Annotated in this window: 24 protein-coding genes; 11 read left to right on the forward strand and 13 right to left on the reverse strand. The window is 37.8% G+C overall.

Annotated elements, in window-relative coordinates; genetic code table 11:
• Positions 1-29: 29 nt before the first annotated feature.
• The 4 genes from hisI to cysS form a co-directional block, all read right to left on the reverse strand.
• Complete coding sequence (hisI, locus tag CDG60_RS01220) at positions 30-446, reverse strand: phosphoribosyl-AMP cyclohydrolase (RefSeq protein ID WP_078192126.1); 417 nt, start codon at positions 444-446, stop codon at positions 30-32.
• Positions 440-1,345, reverse strand: a complete 906-nt coding sequence (folE2, locus tag CDG60_RS01225; RefSeq protein WP_087512963.1) for a GTP cyclohydrolase FolE2 — start codon at positions 1,343-1,345, stop codon at positions 440-442. The genes hisI and folE2 overlap by 7 nt, the downstream gene beginning before the upstream one ends.
• A gap of 101 nt (positions 1,346-1,446) precedes the next feature.
• On the reverse strand, positions 1,447-1,863 hold the full coding sequence (gene fur, locus CDG60_RS01230; protein ID WP_087512964.1) for a ferric iron uptake transcriptional regulator: 417 nt from the start codon (positions 1,861-1,863) through the stop codon (positions 1,447-1,449).
• A gap of 61 nt (positions 1,864-1,924) precedes the next feature.
• Positions 1,925-3,358 carry a cysteine--tRNA ligase gene (cysS, locus tag CDG60_RS01235; protein ID WP_078192123.1) on the reverse strand — a complete coding sequence of 478 codons (1,434 nt, stop codon included), beginning with the start codon at positions 3,356-3,358 and terminating at the stop codon, positions 1,925-1,927.
• Positions 3,359-3,532: 174 nt separating this feature from the next.
• Between cysS and CDG60_RS01240 the strand changes: the two genes are divergently transcribed.
• The 3 genes from CDG60_RS01240 to zigA are packed head-to-tail and all read left to right on the forward strand — an operon-like array spanning position 3,533 to position 5,928.
• Complete coding sequence (locus CDG60_RS01240) at positions 3,533-4,279, forward strand: D-Ala-D-Ala carboxypeptidase family metallohydrolase (protein WP_087512965.1); 747 nt, start codon at positions 3,533-3,535, stop codon at positions 4,277-4,279.
• Positions 4,272-4,703 carry a Fur family transcriptional regulator gene (locus tag CDG60_RS01245; protein WP_087512966.1) on the forward strand — a complete coding sequence of 144 codons (432 nt, stop codon included), beginning with the start codon at positions 4,272-4,274 and terminating at the stop codon, positions 4,701-4,703. Before CDG60_RS01240 ends, CDG60_RS01245 begins: the two co-directional genes overlap by 8 nt.
• Complete coding sequence (gene zigA / locus CDG60_RS01250; RefSeq protein WP_087512967.1) at positions 4,696-5,928, forward strand: zinc metallochaperone GTPase ZigA; 1,233 nt, start codon at positions 4,696-4,698, stop codon at positions 5,926-5,928. Before CDG60_RS01245 ends, zigA begins: the two co-directional genes overlap by 8 nt.
• Before the next feature lie 92 nt (positions 5,929-6,020).
• Here the strand turns inward: zigA and CDG60_RS01255 are convergent, their stop codons facing one another.
• On the reverse strand, positions 6,021-6,347 hold the full coding sequence (locus CDG60_RS01255; protein WP_087512968.1) for an ArsR/SmtB family transcription factor: 327 nt from the start codon (positions 6,345-6,347) through the stop codon (positions 6,021-6,023).
• Between the two features lie 111 nt (positions 6,348-6,458).
• Here CDG60_RS01255 and CDG60_RS01260 point away from each other — a divergent pair, with 111 nt between their 5' ends.
• The 8 genes from CDG60_RS01260 to CDG60_RS01295 all read left to right on the forward strand — a co-directional run bounded on the left by CDG60_RS01260 (position 6,459) and on the right by CDG60_RS01295 (position 11,356).
• Positions 6,459-6,875 carry a YeeE/YedE family protein gene (locus CDG60_RS01260; protein WP_087512969.1) on the forward strand — a complete coding sequence of 139 codons (417 nt, stop codon included), beginning with the start codon at positions 6,459-6,461 and terminating at the stop codon, positions 6,873-6,875.
• Positions 6,876-7,292 carry a YeeE/YedE family protein gene (locus CDG60_RS01265; protein WP_087512970.1) on the forward strand — a complete coding sequence of 139 codons (417 nt, stop codon included), beginning with the start codon at positions 6,876-6,878 and terminating at the stop codon, positions 7,290-7,292.
• Between the two features lie 2 nt (positions 7,293-7,294).
• On the forward strand, positions 7,295-8,167 hold the full coding sequence (locus tag CDG60_RS01270; RefSeq protein ID WP_087512971.1) for an MBL fold metallo-hydrolase: 873 nt from the start codon (positions 7,295-7,297) through the stop codon (positions 8,165-8,167).
• Positions 8,168-8,232: 65 nt separating this feature from the next.
• Positions 8,233-9,015, forward strand: coding sequence for a sulfite exporter TauE/SafE family protein (locus tag CDG60_RS01275; protein ID WP_087512972.1), 783 nt, complete (start codon positions 8,233-8,235; stop codon positions 9,013-9,015).
• Positions 9,016-9,115: 100 nt separating this feature from the next.
• Positions 9,116-9,511: a rhodanese-like domain-containing protein gene (locus CDG60_RS01280; protein ID WP_004859470.1), complete on the forward strand. Its 396-nt coding sequence runs from the start codon at positions 9,116-9,118 to the stop codon at positions 9,509-9,511.
• 55 nt (positions 9,512-9,566) lie between these two features.
• Positions 9,567-9,902 (forward strand): carboxymuconolactone decarboxylase family protein, encoded by a 336-nt coding sequence (locus tag CDG60_RS01285; protein ID WP_004988488.1) that lies wholly within the window; start codon positions 9,567-9,569, stop codon positions 9,900-9,902.
• Positions 9,903-9,926: 24 nt separating this feature from the next.
• Positions 9,927-10,547, forward strand: a complete 621-nt coding sequence (locus CDG60_RS01290; protein WP_087512973.1) for a methyltransferase domain-containing protein — start codon at positions 9,927-9,929, stop codon at positions 10,545-10,547.
• Positions 10,548-10,609: 62 nt separating this feature from the next.
• Positions 10,610-11,356, forward strand: a complete 747-nt coding sequence (locus CDG60_RS01295) for an SDR family NAD(P)-dependent oxidoreductase (protein WP_228212294.1) — start codon at positions 10,610-10,612, stop codon at positions 11,354-11,356.
• Positions 11,357-11,434: 78 nt separating this feature from the next.
• Here CDG60_RS01295 and CDG60_RS01300 read toward each other — a convergent pair whose 3' ends face one another.
• The 8 genes from CDG60_RS01300 to CDG60_RS01335 form a co-directional block, all read right to left on the reverse strand.
• Positions 11,435-11,743, reverse strand: a complete 309-nt coding sequence (locus CDG60_RS01300) for a NifB/NifX family molybdenum-iron cluster-binding protein (protein ID WP_087512974.1) — start codon at positions 11,741-11,743, stop codon at positions 11,435-11,437.
• Positions 11,744-11,835: 92 nt separating this feature from the next.
• Positions 11,836-12,093, reverse strand: a complete 258-nt coding sequence (gene relB / locus CDG60_RS01305; RefSeq protein WP_078192112.1) for a type II toxin-antitoxin system RelB family anti-toxin transcriptional regulator — start codon at positions 12,091-12,093, stop codon at positions 11,836-11,838.
• 143 nt (positions 12,094-12,236) lie between these two features.
• Positions 12,237-13,241, reverse strand: coding sequence for a cytochrome d ubiquinol oxidase subunit II (gene cydB / locus CDG60_RS01310; RefSeq protein WP_087512975.1), 1,005 nt, complete (start codon positions 13,239-13,241; stop codon positions 12,237-12,239).
• Positions 13,238-14,671 carry a cytochrome ubiquinol oxidase subunit I gene (locus CDG60_RS01315; RefSeq protein ID WP_087513010.1) on the reverse strand — a complete coding sequence of 478 codons (1,434 nt, stop codon included), beginning with the start codon at positions 14,669-14,671 and terminating at the stop codon, positions 13,238-13,240. The genes cydB and CDG60_RS01315 overlap by 4 nt, the downstream gene beginning before the upstream one ends.
• 152 nt (positions 14,672-14,823) lie before the next feature.
• Positions 14,824-15,291 (reverse strand): DUF2946 domain-containing protein, encoded by a 468-nt coding sequence (locus tag CDG60_RS01320; RefSeq protein ID WP_087512976.1) that lies wholly within the window; start codon positions 15,289-15,291, stop codon positions 14,824-14,826.
• Positions 15,292-15,690: 399 nt separating this feature from the next.
• On the reverse strand, positions 15,691-17,346 hold the full coding sequence (locus CDG60_RS01325; RefSeq protein WP_087512977.1) for an AAA family ATPase: 1,656 nt from the start codon (positions 17,344-17,346) through the stop codon (positions 15,691-15,693).
• Positions 17,347-17,352: 6 nt separating this feature from the next.
• Positions 17,353-19,425 (reverse strand): TnsB C-terminal domain-containing protein, encoded by a 2,073-nt coding sequence (locus CDG60_RS01330; RefSeq protein ID WP_087512978.1) that lies wholly within the window; start codon positions 19,423-19,425, stop codon positions 17,353-17,355.
• Positions 19,409-20,230, reverse strand: coding sequence for a TnsA endonuclease N-terminal domain-containing protein (locus CDG60_RS01335; protein WP_087512979.1), 822 nt, complete (start codon positions 20,228-20,230; stop codon positions 19,409-19,411). The genes CDG60_RS01330 and CDG60_RS01335 overlap by 17 nt, the downstream gene beginning before the upstream one ends.
• Positions 20,231-20,290: the final 60 nt, after the last annotated feature.

Here is a 20,290-nt window from a genome sequence, read left to right on the forward strand (position 1 = left end):
CGTAGTGCCTTCAATGTTATATAAATTAGCTAAATGGGCTGAGTTAAAATTGTGGCGTGTTGTGTGTTTAGTCCAAGATAAAAACAATTGGGACGATTAGTGTGGCAGGCTGGTCCAGTTTGCTCGACCAAAAAAAGGATGCTGTCACCGTCACAATCAAGTCTGGCTTCAATGAGTTTTTGACGATGTCCTGAACTTTCGCCTTTTCGCCATAAGCACTTCCGCGAGCGAGACCAATAGCAAACCTGTCTTGTATTTAGGGTTTCAAGTAGTGCATCACGGTTAATCCAAGCAAGCATTAAGACATCTTTACTTTGTCCATCTTGGGCAATGGCAGTGATTAGTCCATCCTTGTTCCAGGGAATAGCATCAATAATGCTTTTCAGTTCATAACATTGCCCCATCTTTCCGTGTTCAATGTCTAGAAAAGCTGTTGAACCTACCATTGCCATGATCCCTGAGCGACTGCATCGTGAGCATGTAAACTTTCAGCATGGATGACTTTGAAGTTAAATCCTGAAATACCTGAGTAGTTGACAAATGCGTGGTATAAGCGGCGTAAAGCATCTTCACAGAACATTAAATTTTGACCATTTGCTAATGCGAATGCTTGCTCATCTACGCGTTTGACAGCTGTCTGAACAGGTGTTGTCAAGGCTTGTTCTGCATGTGAAATGAATTGCCGAATTGGAATGGACGGTAAACAAGGATCTAATTTAAAACGTAGCTGAGCAAAACTTCTTTGGCTGTGTGGAGTTGCTACAATCGCATCTGTTGTACCTAACCACGCCATAATTTCATCGGTGTTTTGTGGATTTATTTTTTTTGTATCAATGGCATCTTGAAAGCTTTTTTGAATGAGGTCACGTGCTAAAGCAGCAGAACAAGGACAGGTTGAGGAATAGGTGATTTCTATTGCTAATTCTGCTTCAAAAGTATGCTCACTTAACTTACAGGATAAGCTAAATGGATAACTTTTCCAGCCCGATAGTGCGCTGACTAAAGCAGGTTGTTCTAAATTAAACTCCGCTTGAATATCAAGGCGGGCTTGTTGAGAGAGCTCAGTATGGCTCGCTAAAAAATCTTGAAGCGCTTGATAAATTTTACTTAAAGTTAGGTCAGGTAAGGCATGGAGTTCCAGCAGTCGAGTATACAGTCTAGACATATGAATACCTTTAGCCTGAGGATCATCTAAGCTGACATAGGCATTCACTTTACTTGCGCACAGTGTATTTTGAATTTGAATAGGTAAGGCGATATTCTCCATTCCGACCCAATCGAGACTATAGGCATGCATATTCAGAAAAGGTTCAGATGAGACATCTGGGAGCTGCAAGGCATTCATAATTGAAAGTAAGTGTTAAATGTTATGTTATAACATAACATTTAACAGGTGTTATTTCTAGTATGCTTGTGATAAGAACTTATAAATAGTCGATTTTTATTTTACTGAGTTGAATTTCTACAATATCCAAATAAGATCAGAGAATGTCCTGTGAGTTGAAAATCATGCGTTGTTGCAATATCTAGAAGCAATTTTTCAATTTCTTCATTCTTAAACTCAATGATTTGGTTTGTTTCTTGACAGACAAGATGATCGTGCGAAGTATTTTGCTTTATCTCAAATACAGCATGATTGTGATCAAAGTTATGGCGTTGAATAATACCTGCCATTTCAAATTGAGTTAAGACTCTATAGACCGTTGCCAGTCCAACATCCTCATCTTGCTCCAATAGTTTTTTATAAATATCCTCGGCACTCAGATGGTGAGGAATTGAGTTTTCCAATATTTCTAAAATTTTTATTCGCGGAAGAGTGACTTTTAGTCCTGCTTTTCTCAGGTCTTGATTGCTAATTGCCATATATGTAATCCGTATTTGATAAAGGTGGGAAGGATGAATCTTAATAAGTAAACATCATTCATTATTGATTGAGTCTCCAAATTGTTTGTGTCTGGGTATCTTCTAAAAGGATGCCACTTTTAAGCAATTTCTGTCGAATTTGATCTGCTAAAGCATATTGTTTATTGCTTCGTGCTGTATTTCTTGCCAGAATCGCTTCTTGGATTTCCTGCTCGGAAAGGGGTGAATCTTGTTCACTAGCTGAGTGCTTTAATATTTTCTCAGGATCATACTGAAAAATATTTAGAATATTGCCGATCCAAAGAAGTAACTGATAATTCTTAATAACGTTTTCTTGGTTCTCTTCTTTTAAGGCTATGTTTAACTGCTTCAATAAGTCAAAACAAATGACGAGTGCTTCAGGGGTGTTAAAGTCATCATTCATGGCTTGGTTAAATTTTTGTATAAAAGGATTACTGTTTAGTTCTATTTTAATAGCATCATCTTTTGATGTGATAAAGGGTTGTGCGTGGTAAATTGCTTGATAGAATCGAGACAATACTTTTTGTGTATCTTTTAAAATATGATCAGAGAAATCAATAGGACTCCGATAATGAGAACTAATCATTAATAAGCGAATGACTTCAGGATGATAAGACTTGAATGCATCGCGGATGGTGAGAAAATTACCTAATGATTTCGACATTTTTTCTCCATTGACATTGATGAAGCCTGTATGCAACCAGTAATTCACATATTTTTCTCCAGTTGCAGCTTCACTCTGCGCAATTTCATTTTCATGATGTGGGAAAATTAAATCACCCCCACCGCCATGAATATCAAAATGGTTGCCAAGATGACACATTGACATTGCCGAACATTCAATATGCCAACCTGGTCGCCCATTTCCCCAAGGCGATTGCCAAAAAGGTTCATTGGGTTTTGAAGCTTTCCAGAGTACAAAATCAAAAGGGTGACGCTTTTCAGTTTCTATGTTGATGCGTTGGCTAGCGCCTGCTTGCATATCTGCTAATTTTCGGCCAGATAATCGTCCATAGTCAGGATAGCTTTCAATGGAAAAATAAATATCACCATTTGATGTTTGATAGGCGTATTTTTTTTGGAATAAGGTTTGGATAATAGTTTGAATATATTGAATAGAATCAGTTGCTTTAGGTTCTGCATCAGGAGAGAGGCAGCCTAAAGTCTGAAAATCTTTATGCATTGCTTGAATAAAGCGATCCGTCAATTCGCCGATGGATTCGTGGTTGTCTTGTGCTTTTTGAATAATCTTGTCATCGATATCCGTAATATTACGAATGTATTTTACTTTCCAGCCCTGTGATCTTAAAAAACGCACAATTAAATCAAATGCAATCATTGTTCTGGCATGTCCAATATGACAGTAGTCATAAACGGTGATTCCACAGACATAGAGCTTGATCTCGTTTGCTACGATGGGCTCAAAGTGCTCTTTTGAGCGAGTTTCAGCGTTATAAACATACAAATCAGACATTATTTTTCCTTATTAACCCTCTATAAATTGCAAAAAATTATTAAATAAAATCTCATTCCGCCTACTTAAGTTAAGAAGAACAGCTTTTAAATATATTTGTTATGTTATAACATAACAAATATTGAGGCAATCTCAATAAGATTGAGAGCTGTGATATTAGGGTATAAATGAGTAATGAAACATTTTTTAATTTTCGGGGTACTTTTTTGTCTTATCGCATGTAGTCAAAAACCAATACGGCATTTGGTTTCGCAACCCTACTCTTCGGAAGAAGATGACACATTCAAACATAAATCTGTGCAGTCTCGTCCAACACTTCAGAAAATTACACCTGCTTCTTATCAGAACTGGTTATCTCAACCTTTTAATAAAAATCAAGTTCATCGTTATCAATCTTTTTTAAAAAATCAAGACTTGCAGAATGTAGTGCCTGAATTTGAACTATTTCAAACAGCGCGAGATTGGCAAAACTGCCATGCATCTGAATATGAAATTCCACCGCAAGAAATTTGGAACAATATCGTACCGACTTTAAATATTTTGAAGGAATTAATTAATGACAATGTGATTGATGATTTTACAGTCACTTCTGTTTACCGTAACTCTGCCCTAAATCGCTGTGCGAAAGGAGCAGATTCTTCCAGACATGTTTTTAATGCTGCACTCGATTTTAGGATTGGTCCAGAACAGCCAATACCAGAAGAACTTATAACGATTCAGCAAACAAAAATAAATTTGTGTCAATTTTGGGTCAAAAATGGTGATCGCTTGAATATGGGACTCGGAGTCTATGCTTCTGGTCAAATTCATATTGATAGTGCTGGATATCGCACATGGGGACCGGATCATAGAAGTACCTCATCTCCCTGTATCACTCAGCTTTTGTCTAATCGAAATGATAAAGGAAATGTAGATGAGTGAATTAAAACTGAGTGCGATACAGCAAAGGGTATTAACAATTTTGCAAAATGAGCAGAAAGCAATAAGTGCTTATGCTTTATTAGAAAAGGTAAAACCTTACGGCTTGCAATCTCCAGTACAAATTTACCGTATTTTAAAAAAACTGTCAGGCTATGGCTTAATACTTAGACTTGATACATTGAATAAATATTTAGCGTATGAATTGAAAAATAAACAAAATTACTTACTCATCACAATTTGTACAGATTGTCAGACAGTTCAAGTTATTGATTCACCTCAGTTTACTCAAGTAGTTGAACAGTCACTTGTTCATCAGGATTTTAGCCCTAAGCATCATTGTTTAGAACTATTAGGTCAATGTGCTTTATGTTTTTCCAAACGTAACAAGCCTTTTATTAAGATAAGTGAGAAAGCCAATGGATAATTCTTTAGCCACTCCAGCCAAATTACCTGTAACTGTGCTGTCGGGATTCCTCGGTGCAGGTAAGACGACGTTACTCAATCATATTTTAAATAACCGCGAAGGTCGTCGTATCGCGGTCATTGTTAATGATATGTCGGAGGTAAATATTGATGCTGCTTTAGTACGAGATGGTGGTGCAGAACTTTCCCGTACTGATGAAAAACTAGTAGAAATGAGTAATGGCTGTATCTGCTGTACTTTGCGGGAAGATTTACTGGTAGAAGTTCGTCGCCTTGCTCAAGAGTATCGTTTTGATCAATTAGTCATTGAGTCGACGGGAATTTCTGAGCCATTACCCGTAGCAGAAACTTTTACTTTTGAAGATGAAAATGGTGTATCACTGAATGAGTTTGCACGACTTGATACCATGGTGACGGTTGTAGATGCCTTTAATTTTTTAAAAGATTACAGCTCGTATGATAGTTTGCAACAACGCGGAGAGTCATTGGGTGAACAAGATGAGCGTACTGTGGTTGACCTGTTGATTGATCAGATTGAGTTTTGTGATGTCATCATCTTAAATAAAGTAGATCTGATCAATGAGGATGATAAACAACGTTTATTTGCAATTCTAAATAAACTTAATCCACGAGCAAAAATTGAAATTTCTGAATTTGGTAAAGTCAATTTAGATAAAGTTTTAAATACGGGGCTTTTTGATTTTAACGAAGCATCTCAAGCTCCAGGTTGGTTGAAAGAATTGCGTGGTGAACACACACCTGAAACAGAAGAATATGGGATTAAAAGTTTTGTGTATCGCGCAAGACGTCCATTTCATCCACAACGCTTTTATGATTTCATCAATTCCGAATGGAAAGGTGTGGTTCGTTCGAAAGGCTATTTTTGGTTGGCTTCAAACCCTGAGTTTGCTGCTTCTTGGTCACAAGCGGGTGCAATGGCTAGACATGGTGTTGCCGGCTATTGGTGGGCAACGGTTCCTGACGAGCATTGGCCAGAGGATCAGCAAAGCCGTGATGAAATCATCAGAAATTGGGATGAACGTACTGGGGATGCACGACAGGAAATTGTAATGATTGGAATGGATATGGATGAACAGGGTTTAATCCAACAGTTTGACCAATGTTTACTGACGGATGTGGAAATGGCCGGAGGACCTGAGCAGTGGAAGCTTATGGTTAATCCATTTCCTGAGTGGGAGAACTTAGAGCAATCGTCAGATAATTGATTTGAAAAAAAGTAACAGACTTTTTTTGCTTGAAAAGTGAGCAGAAGAGTCTGTTATTCCAAATGTGAAATATTTTTAGGGAGTTAACATTTCTAGTCCGAGTCCATGTTATTCATACAATATAAGCCGTATAGGGTCTGCATGATTTGTAATATTCTCATATCACTAAATTGATAAAAGATTTGTTTGCCTTCGCGGCGTGTTGATACCATTTTACTTTTTCTGAGTATCGTTAGTTGTTGTGACAATGTTGGTTGGTATACCTGAGCGTTTTTTTCAATTTGTTGAACATTCAGCTCACCATCAATTAAGACACATAAAATTTTAAGACGATCAGGATTCGATAAGACCTTTAGGCAGTCAGTGACAAGATCGACTTTTGAAAGATCTATTTTCATTTGTAATTCATTGGTTTTCATAAGCGTATCCTAAAAATCATTTTATTATTATACAAAAAAATAAAGTAATACTTGTATATTATTTAATTATATAATATTAATAAGTATATTGTTTGTCATGATTTGAATTGTATGTCTGACTATTTGATTTCCTTTATCGGTGGATTATTGCTAGGTGCCGCTGTAGTTGGCTACCTATATGTACATGGTCGTATTGCTGGAATTAGTGGATTAGTTGCACAAATTCTAAACCCTCAAACGATATTTAAGACACCTGCTATTTGGTTTATGTCAGGTTTGGTCATTATCCCCTTCATTTATGGGCGATTTGTTCAGCCAGAAATTGAATTGAATGCCAGTCCGTTGATGATGATCATTGCTGGGCTATTGGTGGGTTTTGGGACACGCTTAGGTTCAGGCTGTACCAGCGGTCATGGCATTTGTGGGATCAGTCGCTTATCTAAACGTTCTATTCTAGCCACCATGAGTTTTATGTTCGCTGGATTTGTTACGGTTTACATGATTCGCCATGTCACAGGAGCTTTCTAAATGAAGAATTTTCTTGCTTTCATTTTCGGCGGTTTATTTTCTATAGGTTTGATCCTTTCAGGGATGTCCAATCCAGAAAAAGTTTTAAACTTCTTAGATTTGTTCGGTGATTGGGATGCGAGTCTGGCTTTCGTAATGATTGGAGCGATTATGGTTGCAATTATTCCTTTTCAAAAAGCAGTACGAAGTAAAGCACCCAAAACCGTATTAAATGAACCAATTGAATTACCAGGCAATCATAAAATTGATCCTAAATTGATCTCGGGCAGTCTTTTATTTGGTATTGGTTGGGGGATTGCCGGGATATGTCCTGCACCCAGTTTTACCTTGATTGGTCTTGGGCATTATCAGGTTCTGTATTTTATTGTCGCGATGCTTGCAGGCGTCTTGCTTCACCGTAAGTGGACAGGAGCTTAATCATGTCAAACTTCCCTGTTGTAAAAGATTTTTTTCATGAAGATACGAACACTTTCAGTTACGTGGTGAGTGATCCAGCTACCAATTCATGTGCAATTATTGACAGTGTGCTGGACTATGATGCTGCATCAGCCACAACTTTTACCACACATGCCGATCAGATTATTACCTATATCAAAGCACAGGGTTTAACAGTCGGGTGGATTTTAGAAACCCATGTTCATGCCGATCATTTAACTGCTGCACAATATCTCAAAACCGAATTAGGCGGAAAAATCGCCATGAGTCAGAGGATTGCTGTGGTACAAGAGATCTTTGCTGCGATTTATCATTTGGATATCAAACAGTGGAATACCCAACAATTATTTGATTATTTGTTTGATGATCATGAGCAATTCCTAATTGGTTCAATCGAAGCATATAACATCCCTACTCCTGGACATACGCCAGCCTGCTTGAGTTATGTCATCGGTGATGCCGTGTTTGTGGGTGATACCTTGTTTATGCCGGATTATGGTACGGCACGCTGTGATTTCCCAAGAGGAAGCGCATCAATTCTTTTTGATTCAGTACAAAGCTTATATCAATTGCCTGAGAAAACACGCGTATTTCTTTGTCATGATTATTTGCCTGAAAAGCGCGATACCTATATGTGTGAAACGGATATTCAGACTCAAAAAAATCAGAACATCCATATTCACGATAGCACGACCAAAGATGATTTTGTCGAAATGCGAAATAAGCGTGATGCAGGTTTAAGTATGCCCAAACTGATTTTACCTTCGATACAGATCAACATGAAAGCAGGACAATTCCCTGAACCAGAAGAGAATGGTGTTTCTTATTTAAAGCTTCCGCTTAATTACTTCAAATAGGCAAATTTTAAGATTAAACAACAAGTTTTGTTTAATTGGTTTGGTAAGAGGGGGTGACAGTAGTGATGTGGATGCTAATACTTGAAGGTTTAGTCATCGGTGGTTTGCTAGGGTTAACAGGTGCCGGTGGTGGCATTCTGGCTGTACCCGCACTGATGGCAAGTCAAGGATGGACGGTCGCACAAGCTGCACCTGTTGGCTTGCTTGCAGTCACTTTATCTGCCTTGGTTGGAACATTTGAAGGCTTATTTAAGAAAATAGTACGCTATCGCGCTGCGCTTTGGATTGCACTGATCAGCATTCCTTCAGCACGTTATGGTGTGCATCTGGGAGGAATAATTTCTCCTGTATGGCTTACCTTGGCATTCAGTTTAGTCATGCTCGTGGTTGCTTACCGGATTTTTTTTAAAAAAGTGAATGACCATACAGGGGTGCTGTGTAAAGTTAACCAAACAACTGGTCGTCTGATTTGGAACATGAAAACTGCATTGTCTCTCGGCGCCATTGGTGTCGTGGCAGGTTTATTGACTGGTTTGCTTGGGGTAGGTGGGGGATTCGTGATTGTTCCAGCACTGAGTAAAGTAACTGATCTTGATATGCGCAGTATTGTTGCGACCTCGTTGATGATTATTTTCCTGATAGGTGGTGTCAGCATTTCAGCTCATATTTTAGATGGTTTTCAATACCCCGTTTCGGTCACGCTGACTTTCGTTTTAGCTTGCATGGCTGGGATGTTGATTGGTCGAAGTTTGATGCCTTTAGTTAAGAATAGTCAAATCCAAAAGGTTTTTGCCATAACTGTCATAAGCGTAGCATTTTATTTAATTTCTACAGTCATCATAACTTAATACAAGCAAGAGATTAGAGCCAAATTTAAAAACTGCATTTTAAAGACATGAATATTTAATCAGAGACCAGATTTCTAAAGATCGGAAGAGGTAAAGAGTAATGAAAACAGCAGAACAATTAATTTCAATGGCAAAAAACCGAATTCAAGAAGTGACGGTCGCAGACTTACTTGAAGCTATGAAAAACCATAAAACCATTCTGATTGATGTTCGGGAACCAGATGAATTTCAGGCGGCAGCGATAGACCGAGCCGTGAATTATCCTCGTGGTGTTTTAGAAATGAGAATTCACCAGCATCCTGTGGCGAGCCATCATTGCGATACCTTGCAAGCACTAGAACATCTTAAAGATCAGCCGATTTATTTGATTTGTGGGACGGGTGGCCGATCAGCTCTGGCTACAGATACTTTACAGAATATGGGATTTACTCAGGTGAAATCTGTTCAGGGGGGATTCCAAGCATGGCTAGAGCAGGGTTATCCAGTAGAGAAATAACCAGATTTCTATTTTAAGTCTAACTTAAGTTTATGGACATTCAAGTGAGAAAATCATGAAGTACAAAGAATTAACTCAAAATATTTCAGGCAGTTTAAAGACATTAGCGCAGGATTCTCCTGATTTAATGAAAAGTTTTAATCAATTGTCACAAGTTGCAATGCGAGATGGTGTTATTGATCCTAAAACCAAAGAACTGATTGCCTTAGCGATTGGTGTTGCAGCACGATGTGATGGCTGTATCGGTTTTCATGTCAGAACTCTAGTCAAAATGGGGATGACATTACAAGAGTTGGAAGAAGTGCTTGGGGTTGCAGTGTATATGGGAGGCGGGCCTTCATTGATGTATGCCGCTAATGCATTGGAAGCATTTAAAGAGTTTACAGCTTAATTTTTTCAATCATTGGGAAACGATATGAATCAGCATTGGGATAATCTTTATTCGCAAACACAGGATCTGTACGGCATTTCGCCCAATCATTTTATTCAACAGATAGCAGATCAGGTTCCAGTTGTGGGAAAAACTCTTGCTATAGCAGAGGGTGAGGGGAGGAATATCCTTTATCTGGCTGATAAAGCGAAACAGCAAAATGATTCATTTTCGGCAGAAATATGGGATTACTCAAAAGTTGCTTTGCAGCACTTATCTGCAAAAGCCCAACAAGCTGGTTTTGACTTCACACTGAGAAATATTGATCTTAATGATGTCGAATGGCCAAGAGAGTGTTATCAAAATGTGATGTGTGTGTATGGGCATTTTGACGAAAATACTCAATTCAATGTTCTCACTGGGATTCGTCAAGCATTGACAAACAATGGCTGGTTTATTGGAGAGCTTTATTCTAAAGAGCAGATTGATTATCAAACCGGTGGTCCGAAAGATATTAACTATTTGTACGATCCAATGTCGTTTCTTTCGGTATTTAAAAATGATCATCTTTATCATTTTTATGTGGGTGAGCAGGAACGTCATGAAGGCAAGTTACATAACGGAAAATGTCATGTAGTTCAATTTGCAATTCAAGTGAAGAAATAGAGCGTAAAACGGTTCAAGCACGAGCATGGCTCACATGTTCATTTTATAAAAAAGAGAGGTTTATGATGTCAACACGTTTTAATAATAAAGTGGCTTTAGTTACAGGTGCGGGTTCGGGTATTGGGCGAAGCACAGCATTGCTTCTTGCTAAGCAAGGGGCAAAAGTTGTTGTTTCAGATATTAATCTTGATGCAGCTGAGAAAGTTGCAGCTGAAATTATGACTGCTGGCGGTCATGCTGTTGCGAATAAAACAGATACATCTCATCCTGAGGAAATGAAGCAAGCTGTTGAGTTTGCCGTGGAAAGCTTTGGGGCTCTTCATTTAGCCTTTAATAATGCGGGTATCTTAGGTGACGTCAATCCGATTGCTGAGTTGAGTATAGAGGCTTGGCGTAGAGTCATCGATATTAATTTGAATGCTGTTTTCTATGGGCTGCATTATCAGATTCCAGCAATACTTAAGTCAGGTGGTGGAGCGATTGTTAACACCGCATCAATCTTAGGTTTAGTCGGGACAAAGAACATTTCAGGATATGTTGCGGCGAAACATGGTGTGACTGGTCTGACAAAGACTGCATCATTGGAGTATGCTGATCAAGGTATACGCATTAATTCAGTTCACCCTGGTTATATCCAAACCCCATTAATTGGAGAGTTTGAGGAATCAGAATTAGTGAAACTTCATCCAGTTGGCCGATTGGGTAAACCAGAAGAAGTTGCTCAAGTAGTGGCTTTTCTATTGTCTGATGAAGCTTCATTTGTGACCGGCAGTCAATATACTGTTGATGGTTCTTATACTTCACAATAATAAATTAAATAAGAAAACCCTGCAGATGCAGGGTTTTCTTATTTTGTTCATGATAAATTACAGCTTCAATCCAGAATTTTATTTGGCTGAAATTAAACTGCAGATAAATTGTTCTGGTTCAATTTCTGCCGTTACCATGACATGAACACCAATATTTCTGAGTTTTTCTCGTAATCGATCGCCCATTCCCGTAGTTACGAATATATCCATAGGCAGCAGTTTTTCGAGTACCTTTCCAGACTGGGAAAAGGATTGCTCCTTTTCAACTTCAATAAGTTGTTTGTCAGTCACTTTTCCATCTTTTAATTCATATTTCCAGAATTTCCGACATTTTCCCGCATGGGGCGTAATATGACGCCGGTTCTGAGATGTAATCACAATAAACATGAAAATTTCCCCAAACCGATACGGTTATCTTTTTGCAGGTTCGTATCGGTCCTTAATGATTTTTAAATCACTCAAAATATGGCTCAGGCTCTTCAGGAAAGATTTTCCAATACAAACTGAGGTGACTTAATAAACAGTTTGATTAAAGCCTGTGCTGAACTTGATGGATGACGAACACCTCTTTCCCAACTTTCCAGCGTTCTTGGGGATATGCCAAGTTTTGAGGCCAGCTGTTGTTGAGAAATATTCATTTTTTTACGTGCTCTTATAATTTCCTGAGCCAATGTTAAATTAACGATATATGGGAAATCATGATTAAAATTTACATGGTGCTGTTGAAGTAGATGCATAAATATCCTCTTCTTTCTAAGAACCTAATAAGCAAGTTGAAGTAAGAATCTAAAGCTCATGGCAATCACCAATAAACTTAAGAAACCGACTAGCCATAACAAGATGAACCATTGGAATTTAGATAATTTCATTAGAAATTCCTTTAATGATAACCTTCATCCCCAACACGAACTTTATCTCTGAATACCCAGTATGATAGGGCGGTATAGACAAGTATGATTGGAATTAAGATCAGTGCGCCAATCAGTGCAAATAGTTGGCTATTGGCAGGTGCAGCAGCATCCCAAATGGTAATTGAAGGTGGGATAATGTAAGGAAAAATACTTATACAGAATCCTGTGTAAGCCAGAAATACGAGTCCTAAGGTATATAAAAAGGGCATAGCTTGGTTTTGCTTAATACATGAGCGTACCGCTAAAACGGTACAAACTAGAACAAGCAAAGGGACTGGGCTAAAATAAATCAATTGAGTGGGATTAAACCAGCGCTCAGCAATTTGTGGATGTGCGATTGGCGTATAGATACTGACAGCAATGAAAATAACCAATAAGCTAATCAAAAGCTTGGGCATTAATTTATACATATGCTTTTGTAGTACGTCATCAGTCTTCATGATGAGCCAACCACATCCCAATGCTGCATAAACGACTACAACACCCAAACCTGTAAATAATGAAAAAGGTGTTAACCAGTCAAAGCCACCACCAGCGTAACGATTATCAACAATATCAATACCCTGAATATAAGCTCCTAAGATTACACCTTGTAAGAAACTGGCAACAATAGAGCCCCAAATAAATGCATTATCCCAAATGTACTTTGTTCGAGTAGCTTTGAAACGAAACTCAAAAGCCACGCCTCTAAAAATCAAAGCTATTACCATCAAGATGATAGGTAAATATAAGGCTGACAGAACCGCTGAATAGACAATAGGGAAAGCCGCAAAAAGACCAGCACCACCTAAAACCATCCATGTCTCATTACCATCCCAAACGGGGGCAACGGTGTTCATCATGACATCACGTTCTTGCTGGTTTTTAATAAAAGGGAATAAAATCCCGATACCTAAATCAAAGCCATCAAGTACAACGTAAATAAAAACACCAACTGCAATAATGACAATCCAGATTAAAGATAAATCAATCATAAAGATGCTCCTTGATCCTGATCATCAATTTTTTCATCAATGGCACTCAGAGGTCGCATTGGTGTTTTGAAATGGCCAACGCCTCCAATTTCTTCTGGTGCGTTATTTAAAAACTCTGGTCCTTTATGCATGAGTTTGAGCATGTAATAAATGCCCACACCAAAGACAATGAAATACACGATCACAAAAATAATCAGAGTTAATCCAACTTGTTCCGCCGAAACAGGAGAAAGGGCATCTTTTGTCCTCATAACGCCATAGATAATCCATGGCTGACGTCCTACTTCTGTGGTGAACCAACCTGCGAGTAAGGCGATGAAGCCTGAAGGGCCCATCAGGATTGCAAAGCGATGAAACCACTTACTCTCATAGAGGCTGCCTTTTTTTCTGAGCCATAGGGCAGTGACTGCAAGGAAGAGCATAAGCATACCTAGCCCAACCATGATACGGAAACTCCAAAATACTATTGTTGAATTTGGGCGATCTTCAGGCGCAAAGTCTTTTAATCCTTTCACCGTCCCATTCATGGAGTGGGTCAGAATTAAGCTTCCTAAATGTGGAATTGCAATCGCATATTTCGTGCGTTCTTCTTGCATATCAGGAATACCAAATAAATATAAGGGCATCCCATGATCATGGTTCGTTTCCCAATGGCCTTCCATAGCAGCAAGTTTGGCTGGTTGATGTTTTAGGGTATTTAAACCATGGGCATCACCTATAAAAACTTGGAGGGGAGCTAAAATGAGGATTAACCAAAGTGCCATAGAAAATGATGTTTTGACTAATGCATCTCTACGGCCTTTGAGTAAGTGCCAAGCAGCAGTAGCAGCAACAAGAAGAGCTGCCACTAAAAAGGCTGCAAGTGCCATATGGAATAAGCGATAGATAAAGGACGGGTTAAAAACAATAGCAAACCAATCTTGAGGTACTACAATTCCATTTTCAATGGTGAAGCCTTGAGGTGTCTGCATCCAACTGTTTGAAGACAAAATCCAGAACATTGAAATACATGTACCGATGGCGACCATCAATGTGGCAAAAAAGTGTGCTTTTTTGCCGACTCGACCCCATCCAAAAAGCATGATGCCTAAAAATCCAGCCTCTAAGAAGAAGGCACTTAGAACTTCATAACTTAGTAAGGGGCCTGTAATGCCTCCTGCAAATCGAGAAAATTCACTCCAGTTTGTTCCAAACTGATAGCTCATTACGACACCAGAAACGACACCCATGCCGAATGACAATGCAAATACTTTCACCCAGAATTTGAATAAATCATGATAAATAGAGTCGTTTGTTCTAAGCCATCGCCATTCCAAAACAGCAAGAAAACTTGCCAGCCCAATAGAAATCGCAGGGAAAATAATATGAAATGACACCGTGAATGCAAACTGAATACGTGCTAACTCAAGTGCCGTAAAACCTAAGGTCATAGCAACTCTCCACATCCGAAGCATGCTCTAGATTGCATATGCTCTGATATGAGTGTGCCTACACAGATACGTGCATTTTTTAAAAGTAAAAACATAGCGATTAGTCTCTTCAACTAATTAAATTTCAAAACAATAAGGAATTGCCAATAAATTTACACAGCAAAAGAGACAGGAGGTGCTCGACCTTGAGGGATCAGAAATAATTGTTTTAAAAGAAAGAAGATATGAAAGAAAGCTTCTTTAAAAGCTAATAACCGAACTTGAATTCTCACGACTACTTCTTTAACACCCATGTCTGGTAGTGGAACGACATGTGCGTAAACTACACAGTACTGACATTGATGATTTGCATCGTGATGATGGCTAGATGAAGTTTTTTGTTTGGGATGTTCATGATTTAGCTTTTCAGTATCATAATTAGCTAAACTCAAATCTTGATCAGAGTGAGTATGCGAAGAATGTTCTGATCTATGCTCATGGTGAGAAGTATCTAATTGAAGTGCATGGACAATAGTGTCACAGACAGGAGAAATTTGATATTTCTCTGGAAGTAAAGGCTGTATAAAAACAGCAATCTGTAACAAAATTGCTGAGAATGCGAGCAATCTTCCTAAAACCATGATCACTTAGATGGTCTCAATTATCCAAGTAAGATCGTTAGATTGTAGCAGAACTACTATTTATTAAAAGTATAAACGATATTAATTTAATAGTTTTGATTTTAATCTAGTGTAATAATTTTTAGGATAAAGTAAAAATACAAATAATTGATTTCAATCTGAATTAATTCAGATTGAAATCGTGCATGATTAATTTTGCTCTAAAAAATAATGATTAAAATTTATAAAGTAAAGTGGGTGAGAATATTTTCCCTACATTGTAGGGAAATTTATTAACTTACCTATTAAGGAAGATGGAATTTTGTGTGCACGTCAATAAACTCAACAATCTTTACTTCATGTAAAAGTCTTTTAGAAGCTTAAGTGGGGTCATCGGATGCTTAAAATAACGTCCAATAATTATCCAGTCTTTAATAAAACTTTTTCTATCTCTAAAATCAAATTTTTTTCTAAAAGTGATTTATGTAAATCTTTTTCTGTGAGAAATTGAGAATGAATAAAGCGTAAATCATCTTGAGATAATGTATCCCATTGATTAGGCTTTAAGTATTCTGATTTTTGGGGTATTAATTTAACAATATCGCTTGATGGATAGCTATCAGTAGATAATAAGTTAAAAATAATTGGAATAATCTGTTGGCGTGGAGCTGTTGGCTGCTCTTGATATGCAATCTTGATACATTCAATCAGGTGTTGTGGTTCATACTCATATTTGAACATAGTATAAATACGACGCTCATCTTCAGTAATCAATTGTTTAAAAAGGTCTTCTGATGATTTATCAGCAGGTATACTTTTAATTTTTTGTTGAAGATCATAAATTTTACGATCCATATCAGGGATAACTAAATCAGAATAGCGTGAAATTTTTTCAATATTTCCTGATCGTAAAGCATCAAGCATTGGATGTACTGGTTTCAATTCTTCATTATAAATTTGTTGTAATAACTTGGATGTAATTCTCTCTTTATTTGTTGCGATAGCCCTTAGTTGAGCAAGAACAAATAATTTCACTACAATATCAATAATCCCTTGGCTCAAGTCATACCAAAGATGTCGAATATCATCTGATAAAAATTCATCCCTTTGGTTGAGTAATTGCTGTTTCCAAAGTTTATCTGTAAAAGCTATCCATTCAGGGTTAAGCTGATTATCAATATATTCTTGTAATGGCTCCCAGAAAATGGCCCCAAAACCAGCTCCTCTACGTGCTGAGCGAAAATCAGCCTCAAAAATTTCTCTGGCTTTAGGTGTACCAATTAACATGATAGGTACACCAATAGTATTTACCATTGTGACAAAGAAATTTAACATCTCTTGAGGACCACCAGATTTTGAGCGACTTAAATGCTGGATCTCATCAATGACCAATAGCCCTAATGCATGAGCATTCGCTAGTTGTGACATTTTAGTGAGTAATGCCTGAATGTTGTAGCGTTTTAGCCCATATTGCTTTTCATATTGAGTATCAAGGACTTGATCTAATGCTCGGAAGAAATTTAAACAAATTTCTTTTAAGGAACCATTATGTGAACAATCAATTTTTAGGTAAACGACTTGCTCAATATTTAGATCAGGGTGGTAAATAACTTGAGGATAGGTTGAAAGAGTTCTAATTAATGACGTCGTTTTTCCATATCCAGAACAGCCAATCAGAACCATACTTTGAGCTGTTGATTTCACACTTTCAAATCTAAAAGCTTTAAGATCACCTTTCTGTATACGCTCGTATCCGTTTTGTAGGTGTTTTTGAAGATCACCTGTACGTGGATTCCTTCCGACATACCCTCCACGAATCATCAACGAGATTCTTTCTGTTAAAAGGATGTGGTTATTAAGTGGTTGGAAGAACTCATCACTAAGACGAGCAATTGAATGTGAGCGTATGACTCGTGGGGCATTGAGATCTTGAAGTGAAGGATCTGAACTAGATCTTAAATGACGTGTCTGAGTGTAAGCTTCCAGTAAAGGCGGTAAAGCTTCAATGAATGGGTTGTCCTTATAGGCGGGGACGCCTGTATCTTGGTAAACAGCTTGAACCTTTAATGGATGCATGAAAATTTACTCCTCATCATCACTGAATAGTCCAGGAGAGAATGGGAGACTATAGTCATCATCATCTACTGATTTATTAAACTTTATAATATTAGCCATTTGTTGACTTTCTGGTAAAGGAGCTAAATTAGTTTTTTGCCTCTGTTCCTTTTTATTGGTTCGAATTTGGCTAATTCTTTCACGGTTTGATTGAGTTGATTTAGGTGTTTGCTTTTTTGCATTATCAATGATTGCTTGAACTGATCTTTTAAAAGCGATACTGTGTGGAGTTTCTGCATGTTTAGTATTCGCTTGCGCATATTTCTCAAGATATTGCTTGTCCCAAACCTCCCAAAAACTCATATTGGCATAAGCACGGCTCCGAATATTTAAGGAACAAGTCCAATAGGATTGGCTGGCAGAATTTGGGAAAAGATAGATTTTATTTGTGTTGTGAGGATCATATGCTGCTTTTAGGTTCTGAGGACGTTGTATTTCCTTACTACGGTGTAACCAGCCTTCTCGTAAGATTTCACTACTATTGTAATACAATCCCCATGCATTGATTCCTAGTGGGGAGATTGAAACTTTGATCCGTGGCAACAAAGAAACTCGAAATTGTTCAGCATCAACTGTACGAAGCTTGCCCATACGGTTTTGAATTCCCCAATTCCAAAGGTGTAGTGGAATAGAAGGGATATCTTCAGGGATGTCCTCATCTCGATCATATTTTTCGAGAACATGATGATTGTTACGAAATAGAATCGCCTGAATAATAATTTGAGTGAATTCTTTTAAGGTAAGTGCTGCTTCAAGTCTATAATCAGATTCGCCATGTTTCTTAATCCGATGACCTTGAACAATACCAGGAGCATAGGGTTTAAATTCAGCTTGAATGGTACGAAAGCAGCTTTCAACAACTGCTTTGGCATCTCCTCGTCTTGGTGGAGCTGTTTCCAAACGAACATTATAGCCGTTGGTCAGAGTTTCAGCTTGTTCACTCAACATTTCTGCTCGGTCAGCAAGAATTGCACTTGGTAAACCAATAGTCGGCCACTCATCTTCAGATATTTCGATATCAAACTCTTTGCAAAGAATAACTTTACTACTACAGGCAACGGACACAGTTTGCATAGCAATTGCATATGAAGGGTTATCAACACCGACATAAAAACCAGTGATCATGCGGCTGAAAACATCACTTATGCTATAAAAGGTCGGTCTACCTATAATCTTTGTACGATCATCATCTGCAACTAAATAAATATCAGCAATCGTTGCATCAATTTCATAACGGCTACCAGGTCCAAGTACACTTGAAGTGCTTGTTGCAGATAATGGACGCTTATCTTTTTTAAAATCAGTAGAATTTGTTTGAGCTTCGATAAGTTGGGGTTTTGTGTATTCTCGATGATAAAAATACCGGAATTGTCTTAAAGTTGGATAATTCTTGCTATCTTCTTTGGGGTAGTACTGTTCATATAAGCTTTGGAACTTTTGAAAAGCTTCTGTTGTTTTGAGTGGACTATTTACGAGTAGATATTTAGAGATCGTCAATCTAAATAGTCTTTCTATTTCAAGGGTAATTTGACAACCTTCACCATCACCAAATTGACGTTTACGTCCATTTTTCTTGGTGTTAATTTCTGTCCGAGTTTTACCGGGGGCACCACTATTTTTATAATCTGGCAATAGTGCGTTGGGAATTTGTCCTCTTTGCCAATATTTTCGCAGATATTTATAAATCGTTGGTTTAGACACCAAACCAGAAGACTCAATTTTATGAATTAAAGTTGCCCGAATTGATGGTTCATAGTGGTTCGGTTCTTGGATAATTTCTCTTATAAGATTGAAAGCCTTGTCTCTTTTGATAAAGGCAACAGAGTCTAAAGCCGGTTCTTCTAAAATCAAATTGACAAAAGGGTCTTTAGCGCGTGTTAAGCGTTCATTATCTAAGTATTCAGAAAGAGCTTCTTCTCTCACTACTTCAGGTAAAGCATTCTTTTTATTGATCTGAATCCAGAATATATCTCCAAAATCAATAAAAAGAATACGGTAAAGTTGATCATCAAATTTAAGAACCTCATTGATTTGCCACATTGAGGAATCCTTCTACAAGTTGATGTTGATAGAATTTGATATCTTTTACTCTTAATTCTTTGAATTTCTGGGTAATATCAAATTTGATTAGGCGATGGGCCATAAGTTGTTTTAGGTCAGCCAAGGATTGACCAGGGTCTTGTTGATATTCTCGATCAATAGATTTACAGACATCAGATAGTTTCATTTGTAGGTGTTGTTGGCAGAAAAATTCAAAATTACTCAAGGCATTAAGCAGTTGGTCATAATCGTGCATATCTGTCTGAGATGAATAAAGCCATTTGATATTATCAAGTACAGTTGGATTCAGCTCTTTTTCTGTAATGATGTACCAAGGAATTTCCTTACTCGCCCAATAACGCCTTTCGATTTCTAGTTTCTCAATAGTTCTAGGATTTTTGAGTTCGGATAAAGGTTTGACCTGAATAACAAATTGTTTATGGGATGTGCTATCTACTAAAAAGTCCGAAGTCATTACCTGATTGATGCCACGAATATTAGGATGTTTAATGCCATTATTAGAAGCAATCTCAATGGTTTCATCTCGTTGTAGAGGGTATTGCTCGCGGATATCTTGGACATGACCCATCCAGTCTAAAGTTAGAAAGACGCCAAGCTCTAGGTTGGATAGCAGATGATGAGTACGTCTAGTTTTAAATGAATAAATACGATGAGATAGACCTTGAGATGGAACTTCATGAATCCGTAACCAAGGCTTATAGGTCGAACCTGAACCTTGACCACGTCCTTCTTTGATTCGTTTAGCAATCTGTATTTCGGTTAAGCTATTCTGAGGTTTAGCCATTAAAAAGCCCAGTATACTTTTTATTCAGTATATCTGGGCTTTTTATAGTTAACAACTATT

Origin of the sequence: Acinetobacter chinensis, from assembly GCF_002165375.2 — a bacterium.
Classification (GTDB): Bacteria; Pseudomonadota; Gammaproteobacteria; order Pseudomonadales; family Moraxellaceae; genus Acinetobacter; species Acinetobacter chinensis.

Coding starts and splice junctions, on each gene's coding strand:
- CDG60_RS01315 (WP_087513010.1), bottom strand. CDS start 14,671: ATGACCTTAGGTTTTACGGCACTTGAGTTAGCACGTATTCAGTTTGCA.
- hisI (WP_078192126.1), bottom strand. CDS start 446: ATGGTAGGTTCAACAGCTTTTCTAGACATTGAACACGGAAAGATGGGG.
- CDG60_RS01240 (WP_087512965.1), top strand. CDS start 3,533: ATGAAACATTTTTTAATTTTCGGGGTACTTTTTTGTCTTATCGCATGT.
- CDG60_RS01265 (WP_087512970.1), top strand. CDS start 6,876: ATGAAGAATTTTCTTGCTTTCATTTTCGGCGGTTTATTTTCTATAGGT.
- fur (WP_087512964.1), bottom strand. CDS start 1,863: ATGGCAATTAGCAATCAAGACCTGAGAAAAGCAGGACTAAAAGTCACT.
- CDG60_RS01295 (WP_228212294.1), top strand. CDS start 10,610: ATGATGTCAACACGTTTTAATAATAAAGTGGCTTTAGTTACAGGTGCG.
- CDG60_RS01275 (WP_087512972.1), top strand. CDS start 8,233: ATGTGGATGCTAATACTTGAAGGTTTAGTCATCGGTGGTTTGCTAGGG.
- zigA (WP_087512967.1), top strand. CDS start 4,696: ATGGATAATTCTTTAGCCACTCCAGCCAAATTACCTGTAACTGTGCTG.
- CDG60_RS01320 (WP_087512976.1), bottom strand. CDS start 15,291: ATGGTTTTAGGAAGATTGCTCGCATTCTCAGCAATTTTGTTACAGATT.
- CDG60_RS01280 (WP_004859470.1), top strand. CDS start 9,116: ATGAAAACAGCAGAACAATTAATTTCAATGGCAAAAAACCGAATTCAA.
- folE2 (WP_087512963.1), bottom strand. CDS start 1,345: ATGAATGCCTTGCAGCTCCCAGATGTCTCATCTGAACCTTTTCTGAAT.
- CDG60_RS01330 (WP_087512978.1), bottom strand. CDS start 19,425: ATGTGGCAAATCAATGAGGTTCTTAAATTTGATGATCAACTTTACCGT.
- CDG60_RS01270 (WP_087512971.1), top strand. CDS start 7,295: ATGTCAAACTTCCCTGTTGTAAAAGATTTTTTTCATGAAGATACGAAC.
- CDG60_RS01260 (WP_087512969.1), top strand. CDS start 6,459: ATGTCTGACTATTTGATTTCCTTTATCGGTGGATTATTGCTAGGTGCC.
- CDG60_RS01285 (WP_004988488.1), top strand. CDS start 9,567: ATGAAGTACAAAGAATTAACTCAAAATATTTCAGGCAGTTTAAAGACA.
- cysS (WP_078192123.1), bottom strand. CDS start 3,358: ATGTCTGATTTGTATGTTTATAACGCTGAAACTCGCTCAAAAGAGCAC.
- CDG60_RS01290 (WP_087512973.1), top strand. CDS start 9,927: ATGAATCAGCATTGGGATAATCTTTATTCGCAAACACAGGATCTGTAC.
- CDG60_RS01325 (WP_087512977.1), bottom strand. CDS start 17,346: ATGCATCCATTAAAGGTTCAAGCTGTTTACCAAGATACAGGCGTCCCC.
- CDG60_RS01300 (WP_087512974.1), bottom strand. CDS start 11,743: ATGTTTATTGTGATTACATCTCAGAACCGGCGTCATATTACGCCCCAT.
- CDG60_RS01335 (WP_087512979.1), bottom strand. CDS start 20,230: ATGGCTAAACCTCAGAATAGCTTAACCGAAATACAGATTGCTAAACGA.
- CDG60_RS01255 (WP_087512968.1), bottom strand. CDS start 6,347: ATGAAAACCAATGAATTACAAATGAAAATAGATCTTTCAAAAGTCGAT.
- CDG60_RS01245 (WP_087512966.1), top strand. CDS start 4,272: ATGAGTGAATTAAAACTGAGTGCGATACAGCAAAGGGTATTAACAATT.
- cydB (WP_087512975.1), bottom strand. CDS start 13,241: ATGATTGATTTATCTTTAATCTGGATTGTCATTATTGCAGTTGGTGTT.
- relB (WP_078192112.1), bottom strand. CDS start 12,093: ATGCATCTACTTCAACAGCACCATGTAAATTTTAATCATGATTTCCCA.